Here is a 21,688-nt window from a genome sequence, read left to right as displayed (position 1 = left end):
GGTCTTAGTGGTTCGAGCTGGCGCCGATGCGCGGCAGCGTCTCGAACTGGTGGAACGGCGGCGGGGACGGCAGCGTCCATTCCAGCGTCGTTGCGCCATCGCCCCACGGATTGGCCAGAGCCGGACGCTTCTTACGCGCAGCCTCGAACAGCAGGTAGAGGAACACTACCAGGCCGACGAAGGTGATGTAGTAGCCGATCGAGGAGACGCGGTTCCACAGCGCGAAGGCATCCGGATAGTCGATGTAGCGGCGCGGCATGCCGGCCAGGCCGAGGAAATGCTGCGGGAAGAACACGAGGTTCACACCGATGAAGGTGATCCAGAAGTGCGCGTTGGCCAGCGTCTCGTTGTACATGATGCCGAACATCTTCGGGTACCAGTAGTACCAGGCCGCGAAGATGGCGAACACGGCGCCGAGCGACAGCACGTAGTGGAAGTGGGCCACAACGAAATAGGTGTCGTGCAGCGCACGGTCGGCACCGGCATTGGCCAGCGTCACACCAGTCACACCGCCGACGGTGAACAGGAAGATGAAACCGATTGCCCACAGCATGGGCGGGCGGAAGCTGATGGAGCCGCCCCACATGGTGGCGATCCACGAGAAGATCTTCACGCCCGTCGGGACGGCGATCACCATCGTCGCTGCAACGAAATATCGCTGCACGTCGAGGCTCATGCCTACGGTATACATGTGGTGCGCCCACACGATGAAGCCGACGGCACCAATCGCGACCATGGCGTAGACCATCGCGAGGTAGCCGAAGACCGGCTTGCGCGAGAAGGTGGACACGATGTGGCTGATGATGCCGAAGCCCGGCAGGATCAGGATGTACACTTCGGGATGGCCGAAGAACCAGAACAGATGCTGGAACAGGATCGGATCACCGCCGCCCGAGGGCTCGAAGAAGGTGGTGCCGAAATTGCGGTCGGTCAGCAGCATGGTGATGCCACCTGCCAGAACCGGCAGAGAGAGCAGCAGCAGGAACGCCGTCACCAGCACGGACCACGGGAACAGCGGCATCTTGTGCAGCGTCATGCCCGGGGCACGCATGTTGAAGATTGTGGTGATGAAGTTGATTGCGCCGAGGATCGAGCTCGCACCCGCGATATGCAGGCTGAGAATCGCGAAGTCCATCGCGGGCCCCGGCTGACCGGACGTAGAGAAGGGCGGATAGATGGTCCAGCCACCACCGACGCCAAGGGCACCCACGGGCCCCTCAAAGAACATCGACATGACCAGCAGCAGGAATGCCGGCGGCAGCAGCCAGAACGACACGTTGTTCATGCGCGGGAAGGCCATGTCAGGCGCGCCGATCATCAGCGGCACGAACCAGTTGCCATAACCGCCGATCATGGCGGGCATGACCATGAAGAAGATCATGATCAGCGCGTGCGCCGTGGTGAACACATTGTACATGTGCTTGCCGGCATCGAGCGCGGCATCGCCGGATGCACCGTAGACCATGGCCGCGAGACCGTGGAAGATCTGGATGCCCGGCTCCTGCAGTTCGAGGCGCATGGCACCTGACAGCAAGGCACCAATCACACCCGCGCAGATCGCGAAGATAAGGTACATCGTGCCGATGTCCTTGTGATTGGTCGACAGCACATAGCGGCGCCAGCCCGTCGGGTGCCCGTGATGTTCATGGGCAGCGTGGGGCTGTGAGGCGCTCCCGTGGGCTTCCAGGGTATGAGTGTCGGCCATTTTCTCAGCGTTCCCTTAGTAACTTTGCGTGCGGACAGTCAGGTCTTTGCCGCTCAGAGCGGCGGCAGCGTCGCGTTGGCGTCGTCGACAAAACCGGCCTGCAGCGTCGTCATCCACATATCATATTCCGCCTGGCTCACCACGCGAATGGCAATCGGCATAAAGGCGTGATCCTTACCGCACAGTTCAGAGCACTGGCCGTAATAGATGCCTTCCTTACGGGCATAGAACCATGTCTCGTTCAGCTTGCCGGGCACGGCGTCGACCTTGATGCCGAACGACGGCATGGCGAACGAGTGGATCACGCCGGTCGGATCGGCGGTCACTTCCACGCGCACCGTGGTGTCGACCGGCACGACCATCTCATTGTCCACAGCCAGCAGACGCGGCTGGTCGGGCTTGAGGGTCGGGCGGTCAATACCGTCTGAGCTGGTTTCCTTGAGCATGCTGGAGGAGAAGGACTGCCCCTCGTCGACATACTCGTAGTCCCAGTACCACTGCTGGCCGATCGCCTTGACGGTCAGGCCGGGGGCCGGAACGTCGACGTCACCGAACGAGAAGATGTTCTTGCCCAGATATTTGCGCTCGCCGTCAGGGATGGTCAGCTGGTCGGTCAGCACCGCAAAGGACGGGATGGCAATGATCACCAGAACCAGCACGGGCGCCACGGTCCAGATCACTTCGATCAGCGTATTGTGCGAGGTCTTTGACGGGGTTGCGTTCGCCTTGGCGTTGAAGCGCACCATCACGACAATGAGCAGCACCAACACGAGGGTGGCAATAAGGATCGAGGTCCAAAGCAGCGGACCATCGTGGAACGCATGGATCGAATCCATGATCGGCGTCACCGATGGCTGCAGACCGATTGCGCCGGGAATGGGCGCCCCCACCTCCTGCGCGCTCGCAACTACTGGCAGCAGCGCGGCGGCTGCCGCCGAAACGGCGCTGATCGAACGGAGAAGCTTGCCGGTCACTAGAACCCCCTTGAGAACCCGTCAGGTCTTGTCTTCGCGCGACAGGTTGAGGTGTGATTCTGCGGCATAGGAAACGCCGCCCCGACTCAACCTCGGAGCGCTGAAACTTGGAATGTGTCTAAACCACATCGCTGATCGCAAGGCAATTCACGCCTGACCCTGACTGTGCGGCAAATTGCGCCGCGCATTGATTTGCCTCAAGCCTGCCGCAAATTGCCAGTGGTGTGCGCTGCATTGCCAAAGGCCACAGGATCGCGCCGGTTGACAGGCTTCACCGAGCGACCGAGACAGGCTGAAACCTGCCCCGCGTCGGGCGATTCGCGAGATGAACAGGGATTTGTGTTGATGCTGAATTTCAAGCAGGCCGTCGTTGCTGCCGTCGGTGGGCTGGTCCTCGCAGTGCTTTCTGCGACGGCGCCGCTCGCGCAGGGCGTGGTAAAGGCGCAGTATGGCGACTGGCAGATGAGCTGCGACACACCGCCGGGCGCCAGTTTCGAGCAATGCGCGCTGATCCAGAACGTCTCGGCGGAAGATCAGGCGAATATCGGGCTCAGCGTCATCGTCTTGAAGACAGCCGACCAGCAGGTGCGCCTGCTGCGCGTCCTGGCGCCGCTGGGGGTCTTGCTCCCCAATCAGTTGGGGCTCAATATCGACGGCAAGGATATCGGCCGGGTGCCCTTTGTGCGCTGCCTCCCCAATGGCTGCGTCGCCGAGGTGGTGCTCGACGAAACCCTGATCGGCACCCTGTCGTCGGGCACGAATGCGATCTTCGTGGTGTTCCGCACCCCGGAAGAAGGCATCGGCATTCCGGTCTCGCTGAACGGGTTCAAGGACGGATTCGAACAACTGCCCTGAGCAGGGAGACTTTCTCCACCCATGCCCCCAAGCCCGGCGGCCATGCGCCTGACAGAGGACCATGTGGCCCGTCTCGTCCGCGAGATGGTCGAGCCCGGCCCGCCACCGGGTCTGGTCTTTGCGACCGACGATGACTACCGGCAGTATGTCGCGGAGATCCTCGCCGGCAGCGACGGCTCGGGCCAGATCTGGGTCTTCGCCTATGGTTCGCTGATCTGGAAGCCGGCCTGCGACGTCGTCGAAATCCGCACCGGGCTGCTGCGCGGCTGGCATCGCGCATTCTGCCTCGGCTGGAACACAAGGCATCGCGGTTCGGTGGAAAACCCGGGGCTCATGCTGGCGCTCGATCGCGGCGGCAGCTGCAAGGGCGCCCTCTACCGGCTGCCCACCGAAAAGCTCGAAGAATGCCTCGACAAGCTGGTGCGGCGCGAAATGGGCCTCAAGCCGTCGCCCTTCCCGCCCCGCTGGGTCAACGTGCAGTCCGAAGGCGGAACGATCACTGCGCTCACCTTCTGCATCGATCGCAACAGTGGGCGTTATGTCAGCGGGCTCGACGAGCCGGCAATTGCCGATGTGCTGGCCACTGCCGTCGGCGCCCGCGGCTCGATGGCCGAATATCTCTACCAGACCGTCCGCCACCTCGAGGACCTCGGCATCCACGATCCCCATCTGTGGCGGCTGCAGGAGATGGTCGCCGAGCGCATCGAGACGCAATACCAGATGGCGTGACGGCCGCCCGAGGCCCGTCATGGCTTGCGTTTGCCAGAACGAAAAAAGCCGGGTCCGAAGACCCGGCAGTTCATCAGGAAACAGAGCTGACTGAAACAGCCGAGCTCAGATGGGACGATCGGGAAGATCGTGCCATGCGGTGAGGCGCGATCAGCGATCGAGCCAGTTGCGGGCGCTCTCGGAGCGGCTGCGGGCCAGCTTCAGCCCAGCCGCGCGCGACGGCGCATTCATCGCCTCGAACAGGTCCTGGCGGGTAATGCCAAGATCGTCGAGGCGGCTGTTCTCAAGAGTGAGGAGCGACTCGTAGGTGGCCCGTCGGGCGCGATCAGCGCGCAGTTTGACGAACCAGTTCACCACGGCGGCAAACGGGGACGAAGACGCGGCAGCCATCGCAGGCCGCTCGCTAGACAGCAAGTGGACCATGGTCCTTCTCCATTCAGGTGCTGAGGCCCCACAACAGCGTGGCGGCCAGGGACGATGGCCTCAACCACCGTTGACCGCAAAACTAGGGACTTGCGTCACATTCGTCCAACAAATAGATTTCATCCTACTCATCAAAAACTGTGATGGAGACTTGGATGGCTGCCCCGCTCGATCTCGACCAGTTGCAAAGTTTCTGTGCCATTGCCGATTGCGGCAGTTTCACCGAGGCGGCGCGCCGGGTGAACAAGACACAGTCGGCTGTGTCCATGCAGATCAAGCGGCTCGAGGAGCGGCTTGAGGAAAGCCTGCTCAGCCGCGACGGCCGCACCGTCAGCCTCACCGAGCGCGGCGAGGCCCTCTATGCCTTGGCGCGGCGCATGCTGCGGATCAATGCGGAGATCATCGACCAGTTCTCCGACGGCGACCTGCAGGGCTCCATCCGCTTCGGCGTACCCGATGACTACGCGGTGCGGCTGCTGCCGGTGATCCTGTCCAGCTTTCAGCGCACCCACCCCAAGATCGTCGTCGACGTGCGCTGCCAGCCGTCCGAGGAACTGCTCGAGGGCATGGCGACGGGGAAGTACGACCTGATCGTTTTCACCCAGGGCACCAATCACGAGTATGGCGAGCTGTTCCGGCGCGAGCGGATGTTCTGGGTCGCCTCGCATGGCGGTCAGGCGCTGAGCACCGACCCGCTGCCGATCGCCGGTGGGCTCAAGTGCTGCTGGAAGGAAAACGCCATCGAAGCGCTCAACCGGATCGGGCGCGACTACCGGATCGCCTATACCTCGTCCAACGCCATGGCGATCGCCAGTGCGGTGCTGACAGATCTCGCCGTCGGCTTCCTCCCAGAAAGCGCGCTGCAGCCGGGCATGCGGATCATCGCGGAGGATCGCAACCTGCCCCGGCTGCGGGATGCCGAAATCGCCATCATGCGCGCCAGCCACGCCTATGGCAGCATCTATGACGCGCTGGCCAACCACATCATCGCGGCCATGGGCAATCTTGACGGGCAGGACCACTTGCCCGACAGCATTTCGGCGAACGCCATCGCGGCCGAATAGCCGCACCGCCGGAACAGACGCCTTTCAGGGACGCAGGATGAGCGAAGCACGAACGCCGATCATCGAGGCGCGCGGCCTCAAGCGCAGCTTCAAGGCGCGCGGCGCCAAGGGCAAGACCATCGATGCGGTGCGCGGCATCGACCTCACCGTCTATGAGGGCGAGATCGTCGGCTTCCTCGGCCCCAATGGCGCCGGCAAGACGACGACGCTGAAAATGCTGTGCACCCTGATCGCGCCAACCGACGGCACGGCCACGGTCGTTGGCTCCGACCTCAGGCGCGATCCGCTCGGCGTGCGCCGCAAGATCGGCTATGTCAGTCAGGCCGGCTCCACCTCCAGCGAGGCCCGCGCCGGCGAAGAGATCGTCTCGCATGCCGAGCTCTATGGCATCGCGCCGGCCGAAGCGAAACGCCGCGCCCAGTCCCTGCTCTCGGCCCTCGATCTCGACGACATCTGGACCCGCTCCTGCGGCTCGCTGTCGGGCGGCCAGCGCCGTCGGCTCGATATCGTCATGGGGCTGATCCATCAGCCGCGGCTGGTGTTTCTTGACGAGCCCTCCACCGGTCTCGATCCGCAGAGCCGCGCGAACCTGTGGACGCATATCCGCCAGCTGAGAGACGAGTTCGGCACAACCGTGTTCCTCACCACCCATTACATGGATGAAGCCGATTCCCTCTCTGACCGGCTGCTGGTCATCGACCATGGCGCCATCGTCGCCGAGGGCACGCCGGCCGAGCTCAAGAAGAAAGTCTCTGGCGACACGATCACGCTGACGCTGCGCAGCACTGAGGACGCCAACACGGCCGCGGCCATTGCCGCCTCGCTGGAGGGCGCGGACACCCCGGTCACCGAGACCCATGTCGTGCGCTTCCACGTGCCGGAGGGGGCCACCGCCCTGCCCGTCCTTCTCGGCCGGCTGACGCGCGACAATATCGATGCCATCGGCGTCGACGTGAACCGGCCGACGCTCGACGATGTGTTCCTCACCCTCACCGGCCGCTCGCTGCGCGACTGACCGCCGTACGACCCAACGGAGACACGGACATGAGTTTTGCTCGCGACACGATCTCGATCTTCTCGCGCTCGATGCGAGCCTCGATCCGCCAGCCGCTGTGGGTGGCGATCGGGCTGCTGCAGCCCATTCTCTACCTGACGCTGTTCGGACCCCTGCTGCAGACTGTCGCGAAAACCACGGCCATCGAAGGTGACGCCTGGCAGATTTTCGTGCCCGGTCTTCTAGTTCAGCTCGGCATTTTCGGCGGCCTGTTCGTCGGCTTCGGGATCATTGCCGAATGGCGTTCCGGCGTCATCGAGCGGCAGCTTGTCACGCCCGCCTCGCGCTGGGCCATTATCACCGGCCGCTCGCTGCGCGATGTCGTCGTGATTGCGGTTCAGGCCTGCGTGCTGTGTGGTGCGGCCTATTTCATGGGATTGCGCATCCCCATCGTCGCCTTCCTCGTCGGGCTCGTCCTCGTTGCGCTGCTCGGCGCCGCCTTTTCGTTCATTTCCAACGCGGTGGGCATCGCCACCAAGAGCGAAGATGCTCTGGCGCCGATGCTCAACTCGCTCGCCCTGCCGATCCTGCTGCTCTCCGGCATCCTGTTGCCGATGACGCTGGCGCCGGGCTGGCTGCAGACGCTCTCCAACTTCAACCCGTTCAAGCATATCGTCGAAGCGCTGCGTGCCGTGTTCCGCAGCGACTTCACCAACCCCATCGTCGGCATCGGGCTGATCCTCGCCATCGCCCTCGTCGTCCTCGGTGCCTGGTTCGGCAATCGCGTGCTGACGGCGCAGACGAAGTAGGCGCCGCGGCGGCTACAGATCCCGTCTGGCCGCCGCAAGGGCCTGCGTCATCCCCGCGCGATCTAGCGGCACGCAATAGGCGGGCTGATCGCGCTCGAAGCGCCAGCTGTCCGCTAGTGCGCCGGCATCGTAGGCCTCGTAGCCGAGCTCTTCGGTCAGCTTGATGACGACGCGCTTTGCCTCTTCGCTGTCGCCGGCAATGGGCAGAACCCGTCGCTCGGCGTCGCCGGCCGGTCTTGCGCCCGCGAAGAGCTCGACCGCGCGAATGGCACTGAATGCCTTTACGACATGCGCCCGCGGCAAGTGCTGCGCGACCAGCTCGCTGGTGGTGATCCGGTGCGCGTCAAGTTCCGCGATCTGGCCGTCGCGCTGCGGGTAGTAATTGTTGGCGTCCATGACGATCTTTCCCGCCAGTGCTTCGCCCGGCACGTCGGCCAAAGCGGTCATGGGCACGGCGAGCAGCACAATTTCGCCGAACGCCGCCGCCTCCTGCGCCGTGCCGACCTTGCTGCCGAGCGCAGCCGCAACACTGAACAGGGTTTTCGGCGAGCGTGAATTGCTCAGCATCACCTCATGCCCCTGGGCAATTGCAAGCTTGGCGACGTTCTGGCCGACGAAGCCGGCGCCGATAATTCCGATCCGCATGATCTACTCCTGAAATGCAGCAGCGTGTCTCAACGCCATGTCGCCTGTGTAATTCCCTGACGTTTCATGATAAATCGACTCCAGATCGCATCACTCGAAACTCATGGTTTGCAATCATGGATCGCCTCGCCAGCATCGCTGTCTTCGTGAAGGTCGCCGACAAAGGCTCTTTCGCCGCTGCGGCAGCCGAGCTCGACATGTCCGCGCAAATGGTGGGCAAGCACGTCGCCGAACTCGAGGCGCGCTTGTCTGGCCGATTGATCAATCGCACCACCCGGCGGCAGAACCTCACCGAACTCGGCCGCGCCTATTACCAGCAGTGCCGCATCATCATCGCTGAAGTGGAGGCCGCGGATGCGCTCGCCGAAGATATCTCCGTCGAACCGCGCGGCCGTCTCAGGATCAATGCCCCGGTCACCTTCGGCAGCGCCTGCATCGCGCCGCTCCTCGTCCGCTACGCCGAGAGATTTCCGGCCGTCGAGATTGATCTAATCCTCGGCGATCGCAAGGTCGACCTGATCGAAGAGGGCTTCGATGCCGTGGTGCGCGTCGGCGAACTGCCGGACTCGTCACTGATTGCCCGTCCGCTCGCCCCCTACCGCCTGACGATCTGCGCCGCACCCGCCTATGTGCGCACACACGGTCGCCCGAGCGACCCGCAGGCCCTCGCCGAGCATCAGTGCATCGTCTATCTCGGGTCGAGCGAGAGTTCGAACCGGACCTGGCGGTTTACCCGCGACGGTCGGACGGAAGAGGTAACCGTCCATGGCCAGATCCGGATGAACGACTCGCGCGCCATGCTGCATGCGGTCGAAGCCGGTAGCGGCATCGTCATGGGCGCCGAAGTGTTGCTCGATCCCTATCTCGCGGATGGCAGGCTGGAACAGCTGCTGCCTGAGTGGCAGGCGCCGTCCTGGCCGATGCATGTGCTTTATGCCCCGGATCGCCGCCCGACGGCCAAGCTGCGCGCTTTTCTCGACATGCTGGTCGCGGCTTTCCCCAGACCCTGAGGCGCACCCCACCGCCTCGAGCCACAGGGGGGCAACTCCAGGACGGCGCCGCATGGGTGCTGCCCGAAAGTTGCAGGGCGATCGACTTGACACTTTTTCTGCGCGGTTCACTGTCGGGACGTCAGTGAATTTAGGTAACGCCCATCATGAAAACCCTCCCTAACATGCCGATGCTCAAGCCCGCCGCGACCCTCTTCGTCGCCGCCTCCCTCCTGGCGACGTCAAGCGTCGCCGCCCTGGCCCAGACCAGCACCGATGTCACCGTGATGAACGGCGATCGCGCAGTGCCGGCAACCGTCGTGATTCCCGATGGTGACGGCCCCTTCCCCGCCGTGGTGATGAACCACGGCCATGGCGGCGGCCGGCAGGAAGGCGGCGGCTTCGAACGGCTCGCCAATGCCCTCGCCGAGGCCGGTCTCGCAACCATCCGCATGGATTTCGCCGGTGTCGGTGACAGTACGTCGCCCTGGACCGACCAGACGCTCGACAGCATGGTGTCGGATTCCGACGCGAGCCGCGACTACCTCGTCGAGAACTACCCGGTCGATCCCGACAAGCTCGGCATTCTCGGCTACAGCATGGGCGGCCGCGTCACGCTGACCATCGTCGAAGCCGATGACAATCCGTACAAGGCCGTCGGCCTGCTCGCCCCGTCGGCTGATCCCGGCAAGGATCTCGCCCTGATGCTCGCCGGCAGCGAAGACGAGTACGAACGGCTTTACGCCGAGGCCGAAGAGCAGGGCTATGCCGACTACACCACGCAGTACGGGCAGGAGCAGCAGCTCAGCCTCGCCTGGTTCGACGGCATGCTGGATTCCATCCCGCTCGATGGCGACCGCGCCTATACCGGCCCCATGCTGATCGTCAGCGGCGACAAGGACAACGTCATCCCCGCCGACCAGATCGCCGACGTGGCTGCCGCCTACCCGGAGGCCAGTTCGGTGATCGTCCCCGAGGCCGACCATGGCTATGGCTTCTACAGCGACCAGCCGGAGGTCAGCGCCCTCGTCGAGAATTCGTTCGCCGACTTCTTCTCGAGCAACCTCTGAGTGCACTTCGGCGGCGCCCTCTGGGGCGCCGTCTCTCGCCGGCACGTGGTCGGCTGCCTATGAGATCGCCCCGCTCAAGGGCGTGATTGTGAAACCAATGCCCGCTTCGCACCGTAGCTTCGCTACGAAAGCCACCTGAAGCGGAGCAGGATCCAGTGACAGTTCTCATTTTCGGAGCCACCGGCGGCATTGGCGCAGCGCTGGCGCGACGTCTCGCGACGGGTGGCACGAAGCTGCATCTGGCCGGGCGCAATGGCGAAAAGCTCGCAGCGCTCGGCAAAGAGCTCAATGCAGGCACCACCGTGGGTGATGTGCTGGACGACGCGCATCTGTCACAGGCGGTCGCCGATGCCGGAACGCCGCTCACCGGGCTGGTCTATGCCGTAGGCTCCATCACGCTCAAGCCGCTGGGGCGCACCACGGACGAGGATTTCCTTGCAGACTACCGACTGAACGCGCTGGGTGCCGCGCAGGCCATCCGCGCCGCCCTGCCGGCCCTGAAGGCGTCCGAACAGGCCTCCATCGTGCTGTTCTCCTCCGTCGCTGCAGCGCGAGGGTTTGCCTCACATGCTTCTATCGCCATGGCCAAGGGCGCGGTCGAGGCGCTGACCCGCGCCATGGCGGCCGAACTCGCGCCGAAAATCCGGGTCAATTGCGTGGCGCCGTCGCTGACCCGCACACCGCTCGCCGCAGCGCTCACAGCCACCGATCAGATGGCCGCCGCGCTGGCACAGGCGCATCCGCTGCAGCGTCTCGGCGAAGCCGACGACATCGCGGCGATGGCAGAGTTGCTACTGTCGGAGCGCGCCGGCTGGATCACCGGTCAGGTTCTCGGCGTCGACGGCGGCCGCTCCACCCTCGCGGGTCGCGGCTAAGCCCGGCTCACAGCCGGGCCGCCTCGAAGATCCGCGTGAGGTCACCGGCCCACTCGCCGTGATATTTGTCGAGCCAGCGCTCGGCCTGGGTCTTGCCGCTGTCGAGCGTTTGCTCGAGCGGGGCCAGATAGGAGGCTTCGTCTCGGCCGCGTCGCGAGAGGCCAGCGCGCGCGATCTCGACCATCTGCCTCGCCATATCCGCGACGGTGCCCTTGCGGAACTTGGTGTGGATCGCCATGCGCGGCACCTCCTGACGCATCGCCGCCTGTTCTTCGACCGTCCAGTCCTTGACCAAGTCAGCCGCAGCGTCGAGCGCCGCCTCATCATAGAGCAGTCCGACCCACAATGCGGTGAGCGCGTTCACATGGGGGATATCGCCCATGTCGGCGCCGCGCATTTCGAGGAACTGCTTCAGCCGCACCTCGGGGAACAGCGTCGACAGGTGGTTTTCCCAATCCTTGATCGTCGGCTTCTGCCCCGGCAGCTGCGGCAGCTTGCCGGCGAGGAAGGCGCGGAAATCCTCGCCTGCCACGTCGATATATTCGTTGTTGCGGATGACGAAATACATCGGCACATCAAGCGCATAATCGGCGTAGCGCTCAAAACCGAAGCCATCCTCGAAGGCGAAGGGCAGCATGCCGGTGCGGTCGGCGTCCGTGTCGCGCCAGATTTCCGAGCGAAAGCTCAGAAAGCCCGAAGGCTTGCCGTCGACGAAGGGCGAATTGGCGAACAGCGCTGTCACCACCGGCTGCAGTGCCACCGAGACGCGCAGCTTTTTCACCATGTCGGCTTCGTCGGAGAAGTCGAGATTGGTCTGCGCCGTGGCCGACCGGTACATCATCGAGGTGCCGAGCTTGCCGACCTTGCCCATATAGGACGTCATGATCGCATAGCGCGATTTCGGCATGGACGGGATTTCGGACACAGCCCACAGCGGCGTCACGCCGAGGCCGAGGAAATTGATGTCCAGCGCGTCGCCGACGGCATGACAGTCGGCCATGTGGCTGGCCAACTCGGCCGCCGAATCCTGCACCGTCAGTTGCGGCGCGCCGCTCAGTTCGAACTGGCCGCCCGGCTCCAGCGAGATGCCGCCGATATCGCCCAGGTTGCGCAGCCCGATTGGCTTATCGAGATCGAAGAAGGGATGCCAGCGCGTCCGCGCCTCAATGCCTTCCAGCAGCGCGCGCACACCCTGCTCGCCCCCATAGGTAACGGGGCGCAACGGGTTGCGGTGAAAGACGTGCTTTTCGTGTTCGGTTCCCACGCGCCACTCGGCGCGGGGTTTACCGCCCGCCGCCATGACCTCGATCAGATCGGTCCGCGACTCGATGGGCGGGGCATGTTCTTCGCCGGCCATTTGGCTCCCTTGGGCATCAGATACCGACCTGTGCCGGCTTGGCGGCGGACAATAGTCGGCGCCGAAGACAAAGCAAGCTTTATCGCCAATCACCGATGGTTGATTGCACCACCGCCATTGCGGCTACAACGGCCGTATCGGCCCGAAGGATGCGTGGTCCGAGGCTGATCGGCACGACAAAGTCCTCGGCCAGCAATCTGGCGCGTTCGCCATCGGAGAATCCGCCCTCGGGTCCGATCAGCAGCCCGACCGGCAGACCGTCGAGCTCGCGCAGCGTGCGTACCGGCGAGGCCGAGGCGGCCGCCTCGTCGCAAAAGATCAGCCGCCGCAAGCCCTCGCGCTCACGCCAGCCACCCAGCAGGTCAGCGAGATCGATCTGTGGCGCCAGGTCCGGCACGCTCAGCACTTCGCATTGTTCGGCCGCTTCGATGATATTGGCCGCGAGCTTTTCGGGGCGCAGGCGGTGCATCTGGGTATATTCGGTGATCACCGGTTCGATCACCCCCGCTCCCATCTCGGTGGCCTTCTGCACGAGGTAATCGAGCCGCCCGGTCTTCAGCGGCGCGAACCCCAGCCACAGGTCGGGCCGCGCGGTCTGGTGCGCTGTCTGCACCACGAGTTCGACGCTGGCGCCCTTGCGATGATCCGAGGTGATCCGCGCCATCCAGGCGCCATCGCGGCCGTTGAACAGGATAAGGGCATCACCCGCCTTGAGCCGCAGCACATTGAGCAGATAGTTCGTGTGGTCTCTGCTGAGATCCAGCGCATTCCCGCCCGAAAGGGGCGCCTCGACGAACAGGCGCGGCAGGGATTTGTGTGATCTCGGCATCGTGATACGCGTGACTGGTGGCCTTTGAGCCGTCATTACCGCACAGGACACAGAACATGCAAAGCCCTTCCAGCCCCGGCGGCACGGTCGCCGACGCCCAGCGCGGCAATTGGGTCGATCGTTACGCGCCGGACTGGCTCAAGCCCTATGGACGCCTCGCGCGCTGGGACCGGCCGCTGCCGCTGCTGCTGCTGTTCTGGCCCTGCGGGTTCAGCCTCGCGCTGGCGACGCTCGGTCCGCAGGATCGCGCCTTCGACTGGTGGGCGCTGGCGCTGTGTCTCGTCGGCGCGGTAGTGATGCGCGGGGCCGGTTGCACCTTCAACGATATCGTCGATACCGACATCGACATGAGAGTGGCGCGCACCCGCTCGCGGCCGATTCCCTCGGGTCAGGTGAGCAAGCGCAATGCGGTGGTGTTTCTGATCCTGCAGGGCCTAATCGGCTTTGTCGTCCTGTTGCAGTTCAACTTGTTCACGGTGCTGCTTGGCGCCTCCTCGCTGGCGCTGATCGCCATTTATCCGTTCATGAAGCGGGTCACGTGGTGGCCGCAGTTCTTTCTCGGGCTCGCCTTTTCCTGGGGCGCGCTTGTGGGCTGGTCCTCACAGACAGGGGCCATCTCGCTGACCTCGATCCTGCTCTATATCGGCACCATTGCGTGGACGATCGGCTACGACACCATCTATGCGCTGCAGGATATCGAGGATGACGCTCTTATCGGCGTGCGCTCGACGGCCCGGTTGTTCGGCGACAAGGCGCGGCTCTTGGTCGGCGTCTTCTATGCCATCACCGTGGTGCTGTGGGGCACGGCAGCGGCGCTCGCCGGGGCCGGCTGGCCGGTCTATCTCGGGCTTGCTGCAATCATCGCGCAGTTCGGCTGGCAGCTTCTGACGCTGGAGCCCAAGGACTCGACCAACGCGCTGGTGCGGTTCCGCTCCAACCACTGGGTGGGGCTGGCGTTTACGGTCTGCCTTGCGGTCTCGGGATGGCTCAGCTGACGAAAAAGGGGCCGGTTCTTTCGAACCAGCCCCATTGAGCGTTTTGGAGGTCGCTACGAGTTCCGGTCGTTCAAACGTGCATGGGATCACGACCGGGCATTTGACGAGTTAACGCGGGTTAACTTGTTTGGGTTGCATCACGCGGTGGTCATCTCACCGGGCTTGCGGCGGTTGAGAAAGCGGGGGCGGCGGGCGGCCGCTGCGGCGGTGCGGCGCCGTTCGGTGCTGTCGCCAAGGGCTACACCATCGACCTGCTGCGAGTAGGCAAGCAGGCTGCCATCGCCAGCGCGGATGAACAGCGGCAGGCGCAGCTTGCGGCCCCAGTTCTGCCATTCGGCGACGATGTTGGCGTTTCCGGCCTCTTCGAACACGCGATAATTGAGCTCGGGGTCGTCATGCAGCAGCTCGATGGCGCTGGTCAGCACGCCCTCCTCGGAAATGCTGGTGGAGACCGCAACACCGACGAACTCGGCGACAGGCACCTTGATCTTGATGGCCACACCGCTCTTTTCGAGCTGGCGGCGCACCGTCACGGTCTTCTGGGCCTGGCGCGGTCCATTGTCATTGGCAGGGCCGAAAAGGCGGGTCTGAAGCCTGGGCTTCGGGGTCCGGCCATCGCCAAACAGCATGATGACGGAAGAGCCTTCGATCTCGACGCTGGGGTGCATAATATGCCTCACTGTAACTTTCGAGAGCTTATTTCGTCGTGCCCTCTTTGATGGCCCCACAATACGCGGCGCCCTTGCTGAGCCGCTTAAGAAACGGGGTTAAGTTTGGGTTGTTTTGAAAAGGGTTAGCAGCTCGTCACCGCGATTGATGCAAATCGAAGTGTCGCTTGGCCGGTCCGCGGTCGCGCGGGCCCTTCACGCAAGCGTGCCGGCCCTTGTCCGCACCTCGCGATGCGCCTAGAAGGCCGGCGGAACAAGAACCGGAGCCACGATTGGGCGCGATCAAAGCCAGCACCACAGCCATCGAGGACCGCGACCTGCTGCGCGGCGCCGCGGTCACGGCCGGGATACTGGCAGCGGGCTATTTCCGCCGCGACCTGAAGACCTGGACCAAGGAGAATGCCTCGCCGGTCAGCGAAGCCGATCTCGTGCTCGACCGCTATCTGCATCAGGCGCTGACCGAGGCCCGTCCGGACTACGGCTGGCTCAGCGAGGAATCCGCCGACACGATGGAACGCCTCGATCGCCGCCGCGTGCTGGTGGTCGACCCCATTGACGGCACGCGGGGCTTCATCCGCGGCGAGGACAGCTGGACCGTGGCCCTCGCCGTCGTCGAGGACGGCATTCCGATCGCCGGTGTCGTCTATGCGCCGGTGCGCGATGAGATGTATGACGCGGCGCTCGGCGCCGGAGCCCGCATCAATGGCCGCCCGCTGGTCCGCCAGCGCAACCCGGCAACCACCGTGCCGCTGATCCCCGCGCCCGGTGCCGTACATCAGGAGCTGCAGGCTGCGGGGCTCGAATATACCCGTGGGCCAGCCTACCCCTCCCTCGCATATCGCCTGATCCAGGTCGCCACCGGCCGGCTCGATGCGGCCGTTACGCGACGCGGCGCACAGGACTGGGATATCGCCGGAGCCGCCTGCATCCTCAAAGAGGCGGGAATCGACTTCGAAGACGTCTGCGCTGGTGAGATCCGGTTCAACAGGCAGGAAATCCGGCACGGCGCGCTTGCGGCGCTGGCGGAGCCTTCGCTAAAAGCCAAGCTACATGCGGCGCTGATCAAGGTTTATGGCTGCCCGCAACCGCACGAACTCGATCTGGAGCAACTGACACCGTGAGCAAGAAGCCCGAACACACCAAGCAATTGCTGCATCTCGTCCTCGGCGGTGAGGTCGAAGGCGGCGACGAGGTGGTCTTCAAGGATCTCGACGCCATCGACATGGTCGGGGTCTATCCCAACTACGCCGCTGCGCAGGCCGTGTGGAAGCAGAAGGCACAGGAGACCGTCGACAACGCCGAGATGCGCTATTTCGTCGTCCACGTGCACCGCCTGCTGAACCCCGAAGACGACGAGTAGTCGCCCGCCACCGCACGGCGCTCCGGCGTCGGCTCCCCACGCAACGGATCGGACGGCATGAGCGAAGCAACAGCGACCATGCCGGCCACCTCACGTTATCTGGGCCTGAAGCTCACCGTCGTTGTCCTGCTCGCGATCAAGCTCGTCACGCTGCTCAGCGCGAACCTGTTCAGCGACGAAGCCTATTACTGGATGTGGGGCCAGCACCCGGGCCTTTCCTACTACGACCACCCGCCGCTGAACGGTTGGCTCCTCGGCCTGTCGGATCTGGTATTCGGCAATAATCTGTTTGGCCTGCGGTTCTGGGCCATTCCGACCACCATCGGCACCATCGCCATTTTTCACTCATGGGCGCGCCGATATGCGGGCCCCGAACGGGAGGCCGTGTTCTGGCGCGGCCTCGTCATCTATCTGGCTGCCCCGGCGTTCGGGTTCTATTCGGTCTTCGCGACCAGCGACCATCTGCTGCTGTTTTTTATCCTGCTGTCGGCGCACTTCTTCGTGCCCTTCCTGCTGGCTGAGCGTGGCGGCGAGAAGGGCCAACTGACCGACCTTTATGCCGGTGCGGCATTCATGGGTGTTTCGGCGCTGGCGAAGTACAATGCGGTGTTCTTCGGCCTGGCGCTTGGGTTCTACATCATCGCCAGCCCGCGCCTGCGCCATCTGGTCCGCAATCCGCACCTGTGGCTGGCGGCGCTGCTGGTGATCATCATCGCGTCGCCGGTGCTCATCTGGAACCTGCAGAATGGCCTGGTGTCGTTCCAGTATCACCTGGTCACCCGCCATGACGCAGGCTTTCTGCAAGAGCTGACGTCGCGCTATCTGGTGCAGTTCGGTTCCGTAACGGCGCTCATGCTGTCTCCCTTCCTCATCTGGGCGATGCTGCGGTTCCTGCTGCGTCCAGGCGATCACCCCTATGAACGGACTCACTGGGGGCTGGCGAGTTGGCTGTTCTGGCTGTCCACGCTGAGCTTCGTTTTTATCGCGCTCACTGATCAGGTGTTTTTCTGGTGGAACATGGCGGCCTACGTGCTGCTGATGCCTTTCATCGGCAGTTATATGCGCTCACGGGTGCTGATCGGCTTTCACGTGGGGTTCGGCCTGCTGGTTGCTGCCTTCTTCGTGATTTCATCTAGCATCTTCCCGCTCCTGCTGCTGATCGACCGCCCTGACCCGACCCGCACACGCTTTTACGGTTGGCAGGATGTCGCCGCGCCGATCCAGCAGGCGATCGACGAGCTGCGGCCCGATTTCGTTGCGGCAGCGAAATGGGAGGATGCCAGCACAGCTGCCTTCGCCCTCGACCGGCCGGACATCGTCGCGATCAATCCGCGGATCAACCAGTATCACTACTGGTTCGATGCCGAGGCGCATGCCGGCGAGAACGCCCTGGTTATCGTCCACGACGGACGTGAGGAAGGCGTCGTCGCACGATCGTTCGAGACCGTGACCGTTTACCGAGAGCTGGAGATCACCCGGTTCGGACGCAAGCTGGGCACCTACAGGCTCTATTGGGGCGAGGGCTATATCCCCCGTTTCTAGCGCTCTGACAGCAGGTTCCTCAGTGCACCGGTGATGATTGCGAGCCCGATTTCCGCTTCGTGGCTCAGATCTGCGAAGCCGGCCAGCATCGTTGCGCGTCGCGCCGGGTCATCCAGCAGATTCAACACTTCGGTTGCCAATGTCGTCGCGTCATCGACCTGCACGGCACACCCTGCCGCCGACAGCGCCGCGTGTAGCGCCTTCTGGCGCTCGACATGCGGGCCATAGAGGCTGGCAGCTCCCAGATGCAGCGGCTCGGCAAGGTCATGCCCGCCGATCGGTGCGAAGGTGCCGCAGACGACGCCCACAGTCGCCTGGGCATAGGCCGTGGCCAGCGTGCCCATCCGGTCGAGCCACAGCAGCGGACCGCCATCTTCAATCGCCGACAGCTCCGTGACCAACGCCAGGCCCGACCCGAAATGCTGCTGCAACGCGGTTTCGGTCAGCTTGCCCGGATAGCGCGGCACCAGGACAATGCGCAGGTCCCGCCGCGACCGCCGCAACGCAGCGACGGCCGGCGCGAGGGCCGCCAGTTCAGCCTGATGCACATTGCCAAACACCACGACCGGCGCGCCGCTGCGCGGGCTGGCAGATGCGCCTTCGGGCGGAACGAGCTTGAGATTGCCGGTCACCGCGATCCGCTCTTCCGGCACACCCAGCGCCCGATAGCGTGCCGCGATGATCTCATCCTGCGCAAAAATCCGCTCGGCCTTAAGGACAGTCCGCTTCGCTACGGCACCATTCTTCTGGTGTCTGGCAAACGAGCGCTCCGACATGGTGGCATTGGCCACCACAACCGGCACGCCCGCCGCCTCGGCGGCCGCGAACTGTGCCGGCCAGAACTCGGATTCGACCAGCACCAGCAGGTCCGGCCTTACCTTCGCAAACAGGCGCGTCTGGGCCGGTTCAGTATCGAGTGGCATGATGAAGCTGTCCGCCGGCCCGGCGAGCGCCTGTATCCGCTCGAAGCCGGAATAGGTTGTTGCCGACAGCACCACGCAGAGTGACGGATCCTCGCGCAGCAACTGCGCCCGAAGCAGGCCGGCCACCTTGCTTTCGCCGGCGGAGACCGCGTGAATCCAGACGCGCGGTGCGCGGACAGGCGCGGGCAATGCGGGTTTGAGGCGCCGCCGGAACCAGGCGGCGCCGCCTTCGTCGCTTTTTCCAAGAGGCGACAGCACCGCATAGTGCAGCCACGAGAGCCCGACGACGAGCCCGTCATAGATCCTGCCGCCGATGGTGCGCCGTGCCGCCAAATGCCTCGCTCCGAACTTTACCGCCACACTGACTATTCGGATTGCGCCGCTGTCGCCAGTCCCGCGCTTGCCCCCGACCCGCGATGGCGCTAAGCCGGACGCCGATATGGAGGACCGGACGGCGTGCGCTATCCCATCGCCATCGACGCACAGGTACAGGCGCTTGCGCTCGACGAAGCGCGCGCGGCCATCCGTACCGAAGCCCGTGGCCTCGAGCTGCTGGCCGATGCGCTGGAAGGTGGCTTCGTCGCCCTCGCCGAACTGATCGGCAAGGCATCGGGTCGCGTCATCCTCACCGGCGTCGGCAAGAGCGCTCATATCGCGCGCAAGATCGCGGCCACGCTGGCCTCCACCGGCACGCCGTCGCAATATGTGCATGGCGGCGATGCCAGTCACGGTGATCTGGGCATGATCACCCAGTCCGATGTCGTGCTGATGCTGTCGAAATCCGGCGACACGCGCGAACTCGAAGACCTCGCAAACTATTGCACGCGTTTCGATATCCCGCTGGCGCTGATCACCGCCCGCCCGGATTCGCGGCTCGGCCGTGCCGCCAACATCCTGATCCCGCTGCCCGAAGCCGCCGAGGCCTGTGACGTCACGGCAGCCCCCACCACGTCCACGACGATGATGGCGGCGATCGGCGATGCGCTCGCAGTGGTGATGCTGCGCCGGCGCGGTTTCAAGGCGGCCGATTTTCACGTCTTTCACCCGGGCGGTGTGCTGGGCAGCGCGCTGCTCACGGTGGGCGAAGTCATGCACCCGGGAGAGCGCCTGCCGCTCGTCGCTTTCGACACCCGGGTCGGGGACGCGATCCTCGAAATGACCTCAAAGGGCTTCGGCTGCACCGGTGTCATCGACGCGGACGGGCGGCTCGCCGGCATCATCACCGATGGCGATCTGCGCCGGCACATGGCCGACGGCCTGCTGAACGAAACCGCGGGAACTGTCATGACCCCGACGCCGCGTACCATTTCCGGCGATGCGCTGCTCACCGAGGCGCTGCGCGCCATGACGACGCTGACACCTCGCGTCACGGCGATCTTCGCTGTCGAAGACGGTCGTCCCGTCGGCATCGTGCATCTGCATGACTGCCTGCGGGTCGGGCTCGTCTGAGCCATGCCCGACCTGATCGTCATTCCGGCCCGCTACGGGTCGACGCGCCTCCCCGGCAAGCCGTTGCTGGAGATCGCTGGCCGTTTGCTGATCGAGCGCGTCGCGGCGCTGGCGATCGCTGCCGCGCGCGAACTCGGCGATATCGATGTGGTCGTCGCGACCGACGACGCCCGCATCCGCGATGCCGTCACGGCACGCGGGCTCGAAGCGGTGATGACCGACAGCGCCATCAGCTCGGGCTCGGGGCGCGCCCTTGCGGCCGCACAGACCACCGGCCGGCAGCCCGAGCTCATCGTCAATCTGCAGGGCGACGCGCCCTTCACCTCACCGGCCCATATCGTCGAGATCGTCAGGTCGGCCCGCGCCAGCGACGCGGCGGTGACGACACCGGTCGTGCAACTCGACTGGGACCGGCTAGATGCGCTGCGGGCCCACAAGCAGCAGACACCGGCCAGCGGCACGACCTGCATCCGTGCCGCCGACGGCCGGGCGATCTGGTTTTCCAAGCAAATCCTGCCCTTCGTCCGCGGCGAAACTGATTTGCGGGCACGCGAGCCGCTGTCACCCGTCCTGCAACACATCGGCCTTTACTGCTATCGCCGCGCCGCGCTCGTCGAATTCGAGGCGGCCCCGCCCTCAGGCTACGAAGTGCTGGAAGGGCTCGAGCAGTTGCGGCTCATTGCGCTCGGGCTCGATATCCAGACGGTCATCGTGCCGCCCGCATCCATCACCATGAGCGGTGTCGACAGCCCGGCCGACCTTACCCGTGCCGAGCAGTTGATCGCGACCCATGGCGATCCGTTCGTCGACTGGCGTGCTCCGGCATGAGTCGGCTGTTCATCGTCCGCCACGGCAATACCTTTCAGCCGGGCGAGGCGCCGCGTCGCATCGGCGCCCGCACCGATCTGCCGCTGACGGCAACGGGTCGCACGCAGGCCGAAGCGCTTGGCGCGCATTTCGTGGCCCAGGGCATCCGGTTTTCCACAGTGTTGGCCGGGGCCCTGCAACGCACGCAGCAGACCGCAACACTGATCCTTGGCGCACAGTGCGCTCCCCCGCCGATCGCCACCGCGACATTTCTCACCGAGATCGACCATGGCCCGGATGAGAACCAGACCGAGGATCTCGTGCTCGAACGGATCGGCGCCGAGGCCCTTGCCTCTTGGGACCGTGCTGCGGTGCCGCCCGCCGGATGGAATGTCGATCCGGAGCAGCGGATCGCCGCCTGGCGCGATTTTGCGGCCGATGCGGATGGCGACATCCTACTGGTCACCAGCAATGGTGCCGCGCGCTTCGCGCTCCTTGGGCTTGTTGCGCCCGAGTTACGCCCGACAGCCATCAAGCTCAGAACCGGGGCCTACGGACTCATCACAGGTGACAGTTCGGGCAGGTACCGGCTATCAGACTGGGACAAGCGGCCGGGTTGAGGCCGA

The 21,688-nt window shown here is 64.6% G+C and carries 23 protein-coding genes; 15 read left to right on the top strand and 8 right to left on the bottom strand.

Going from position 1 to position 21,688, the window contains the following annotated elements; translation table 11 throughout:
• Positions 1-4 precede the first annotated feature (4 nt).
• Positions 5-1,705 (bottom strand): cytochrome c oxidase subunit I, encoded by a 1,701-nt coding sequence (gene ctaD, locus ACN0TK_RS12215; RefSeq protein WP_417309784.1) that lies wholly within the window; start codon positions 1,703-1,705, stop codon positions 5-7.
• Positions 1,706-1,758: 53 nt separating this feature from the next.
• Positions 1,759-2,679 (bottom strand): cytochrome c oxidase subunit II, encoded by a 921-nt coding sequence (coxB, locus tag ACN0TK_RS12210; protein WP_417309783.1) that lies wholly within the window; start codon positions 2,677-2,679, stop codon positions 1,759-1,761.
• A 345-nt stretch (positions 2,680-3,024) separates the two neighbouring features.
• Here coxB and ACN0TK_RS12205 point away from each other — a divergent pair, with 345 nt between their 5' ends.
• Both ACN0TK_RS12205 and ACN0TK_RS12200 read left to right on the top strand, forming a co-directional pair.
• Positions 3,025-3,534: an invasion associated locus B family protein gene (locus tag ACN0TK_RS12205; protein ID WP_417309782.1), complete on the top strand. Its 510-nt coding sequence runs from the start codon at positions 3,025-3,027 to the stop codon at positions 3,532-3,534.
• 21 nt (positions 3,535-3,555) lie between these two features.
• Positions 3,556-4,263, top strand: coding sequence for a gamma-glutamylcyclotransferase (locus ACN0TK_RS12200; protein ID WP_417309781.1), 708 nt, complete (start codon positions 3,556-3,558; stop codon positions 4,261-4,263).
• A gap of 150 nt (positions 4,264-4,413) precedes the next feature.
• Here the strand turns inward: ACN0TK_RS12200 and ACN0TK_RS12195 are convergent, their stop codons facing one another.
• Positions 4,414-4,653, bottom strand: coding sequence for a hypothetical protein (locus ACN0TK_RS12195; RefSeq protein ID WP_417309780.1), 240 nt, complete (start codon positions 4,651-4,653; stop codon positions 4,414-4,416).
• A 188-nt stretch (positions 4,654-4,841) separates the two neighbouring features.
• On the opposite strand from ACN0TK_RS12195, the gene ACN0TK_RS12190 reads away from it, so the two are divergent.
• From ACN0TK_RS12190 to ACN0TK_RS12180, 3 genes are read left to right on the top strand one after another with little or no spacing between them, the layout of a single operon-like run.
• Positions 4,842-5,750, top strand: a complete 909-nt coding sequence (locus ACN0TK_RS12190) for a LysR family transcriptional regulator (protein ID WP_417309779.1) — start codon at positions 4,842-4,844, stop codon at positions 5,748-5,750.
• A gap of 37 nt (positions 5,751-5,787) precedes the next feature.
• Positions 5,788-6,765, top strand: a complete 978-nt coding sequence (locus ACN0TK_RS12185; RefSeq protein WP_417309778.1) for an ATP-binding cassette domain-containing protein — start codon at positions 5,788-5,790, stop codon at positions 6,763-6,765.
• A 29-nt stretch (positions 6,766-6,794) separates the two neighbouring features.
• Positions 6,795-7,553, top strand: coding sequence for an ABC transporter permease (locus ACN0TK_RS12180; protein ID WP_417309777.1), 759 nt, complete (start codon positions 6,795-6,797; stop codon positions 7,551-7,553).
• A 12-nt stretch (positions 7,554-7,565) separates the two neighbouring features.
• On the opposite strand, the gene ACN0TK_RS12175 is transcribed toward ACN0TK_RS12180, so the two are convergent.
• On the bottom strand, positions 7,566-8,198 hold the full coding sequence (locus ACN0TK_RS12175) for an NADPH-dependent F420 reductase (protein WP_417309776.1): 633 nt from the start codon (positions 8,196-8,198) through the stop codon (positions 7,566-7,568).
• 116 nt (positions 8,199-8,314) lie between these two features.
• Here ACN0TK_RS12175 and ACN0TK_RS12170 point away from each other — a divergent pair, with 116 nt between their 5' ends.
• From ACN0TK_RS12170 to ACN0TK_RS12160, 3 genes are all read left to right on the top strand, one after another.
• Positions 8,315-9,208 (top strand): LysR family transcriptional regulator, encoded by an 894-nt coding sequence (locus ACN0TK_RS12170; RefSeq protein WP_417309775.1) that lies wholly within the window; start codon positions 8,315-8,317, stop codon positions 9,206-9,208.
• Positions 9,209-9,354: 146 nt separating this feature from the next.
• Complete coding sequence (locus tag ACN0TK_RS12165; RefSeq protein WP_417309774.1) at positions 9,355-10,257, top strand: alpha/beta hydrolase family protein; 903 nt, start codon at positions 9,355-9,357, stop codon at positions 10,255-10,257.
• A gap of 155 nt (positions 10,258-10,412) precedes the next feature.
• On the top strand, positions 10,413-11,132 hold the full coding sequence (locus ACN0TK_RS12160) for an SDR family NAD(P)-dependent oxidoreductase (RefSeq protein WP_417309773.1): 720 nt from the start codon (positions 10,413-10,415) through the stop codon (positions 11,130-11,132).
• Between the two features lie 7 nt (positions 11,133-11,139).
• Here the strand turns inward: ACN0TK_RS12160 and ACN0TK_RS12155 are convergent, their stop codons facing one another.
• Together ACN0TK_RS12155 and ACN0TK_RS12150 are read right to left on the bottom strand one after the other, a co-directional pair.
• Complete coding sequence (locus ACN0TK_RS12155; protein WP_417309772.1) at positions 11,140-12,489, bottom strand: glutamate--cysteine ligase; 1,350 nt, start codon at positions 12,487-12,489, stop codon at positions 11,140-11,142.
• A gap of 79 nt (positions 12,490-12,568) precedes the next feature.
• Positions 12,569-13,318, bottom strand: a complete 750-nt coding sequence (locus ACN0TK_RS12150) for a 16S rRNA (uracil(1498)-N(3))-methyltransferase (protein WP_417309771.1) — start codon at positions 13,316-13,318, stop codon at positions 12,569-12,571.
• A gap of 56 nt (positions 13,319-13,374) precedes the next feature.
• Here ACN0TK_RS12150 and ubiA point away from each other — a divergent pair, with 56 nt between their 5' ends.
• On the top strand, positions 13,375-14,313 hold the full coding sequence (ubiA, locus tag ACN0TK_RS12145; RefSeq protein ID WP_417309770.1) for a 4-hydroxybenzoate octaprenyltransferase: 939 nt from the start codon (positions 13,375-13,377) through the stop codon (positions 14,311-14,313).
• 137 nt (positions 14,314-14,450) lie between these two features.
• Here ubiA and ACN0TK_RS12140 read toward each other — a convergent pair whose 3' ends face one another.
• Positions 14,451-14,981, bottom strand: a complete 531-nt coding sequence (locus ACN0TK_RS12140) for a DUF6101 family protein (protein WP_417309769.1) — start codon at positions 14,979-14,981, stop codon at positions 14,451-14,453.
• A gap of 272 nt (positions 14,982-15,253) precedes the next feature.
• On the opposite strand from ACN0TK_RS12140, the gene ACN0TK_RS12135 reads away from it, so the two are divergent.
• The 3 genes from ACN0TK_RS12135 to ACN0TK_RS12125 are packed head-to-tail and all read left to right on the top strand — an operon-like array spanning position 15,254 to position 17,883.
• On the top strand, positions 15,254-16,102 hold the full coding sequence (locus ACN0TK_RS12135) for a 3'(2'),5'-bisphosphate nucleotidase CysQ (protein WP_417309768.1): 849 nt from the start codon (positions 15,254-15,256) through the stop codon (positions 16,100-16,102).
• Positions 16,099-16,341, top strand: a complete 243-nt coding sequence (locus ACN0TK_RS12130) for a DUF4170 domain-containing protein (RefSeq protein ID WP_417309767.1) — start codon at positions 16,099-16,101, stop codon at positions 16,339-16,341. The genes ACN0TK_RS12135 and ACN0TK_RS12130 overlap by 4 nt, the downstream gene beginning before the upstream one ends.
• A 57-nt stretch (positions 16,342-16,398) precedes the next feature.
• Positions 16,399-17,883 (top strand): ArnT family glycosyltransferase, encoded by a 1,485-nt coding sequence (locus ACN0TK_RS12125; RefSeq protein WP_417309766.1) that lies wholly within the window; start codon positions 16,399-16,401, stop codon positions 17,881-17,883.
• Here ACN0TK_RS12125 and ACN0TK_RS12120 read toward each other — a convergent pair.
• The gene (locus ACN0TK_RS12120; protein WP_417309765.1) at positions 17,880-19,139 is read right to left on the bottom strand and encodes a 3-deoxy-D-manno-octulosonic acid transferase; all 1,260 of its coding nucleotides are present in this window, start codon (positions 19,137-19,139) and stop codon (positions 17,880-17,882) included. The genes ACN0TK_RS12125 and ACN0TK_RS12120 overlap by 4 nt on opposite strands.
• A gap of 123 nt (positions 19,140-19,262) precedes the next feature.
• On the opposite strand from ACN0TK_RS12120, the gene ACN0TK_RS12115 reads away from it, so the two are divergent.
• Genes ACN0TK_RS12115 through ACN0TK_RS12105 form a run of 3 tightly spaced genes read left to right on the top strand, consistent with a single transcriptional unit; the run spans position 19,263 to position 21,682 of the window.
• Positions 19,263-20,255: a KpsF/GutQ family sugar-phosphate isomerase gene (locus tag ACN0TK_RS12115; protein WP_417309764.1), complete on the top strand. Its 993-nt coding sequence runs from the start codon at positions 19,263-19,265 to the stop codon at positions 20,253-20,255.
• A 3-nt stretch (positions 20,256-20,258) separates the two neighbouring features.
• Entirely contained in the window at positions 20,259-21,083 is an 825-nt protein-coding gene (locus tag ACN0TK_RS12110) for a 3-deoxy-manno-octulosonate cytidylyltransferase (RefSeq protein ID WP_417309763.1), read from the top strand.
• The gene (locus ACN0TK_RS12105; protein WP_417309762.1) at positions 21,080-21,682 is read left to right on the top strand and encodes a histidine phosphatase family protein; all 603 of its coding nucleotides are present in this window, start codon (positions 21,080-21,082) and stop codon (positions 21,680-21,682) included. The genes ACN0TK_RS12110 and ACN0TK_RS12105 overlap by 4 nt, the downstream gene beginning before the upstream one ends.
• Positions 21,683-21,688: the final 6 nt, after the last annotated feature.

The sequence above is a fragment of the Devosia sp. genome (assembly GCF_048261455.1).
In the GTDB taxonomy this organism is placed as follows: Bacteria; Pseudomonadota; Alphaproteobacteria; order Rhizobiales; family Devosiaceae; genus Devosia_A.
Note: the sequence above shows the minus strand (reverse complement) of the source record. Positions and strands in the feature narration are given on the sequence as shown.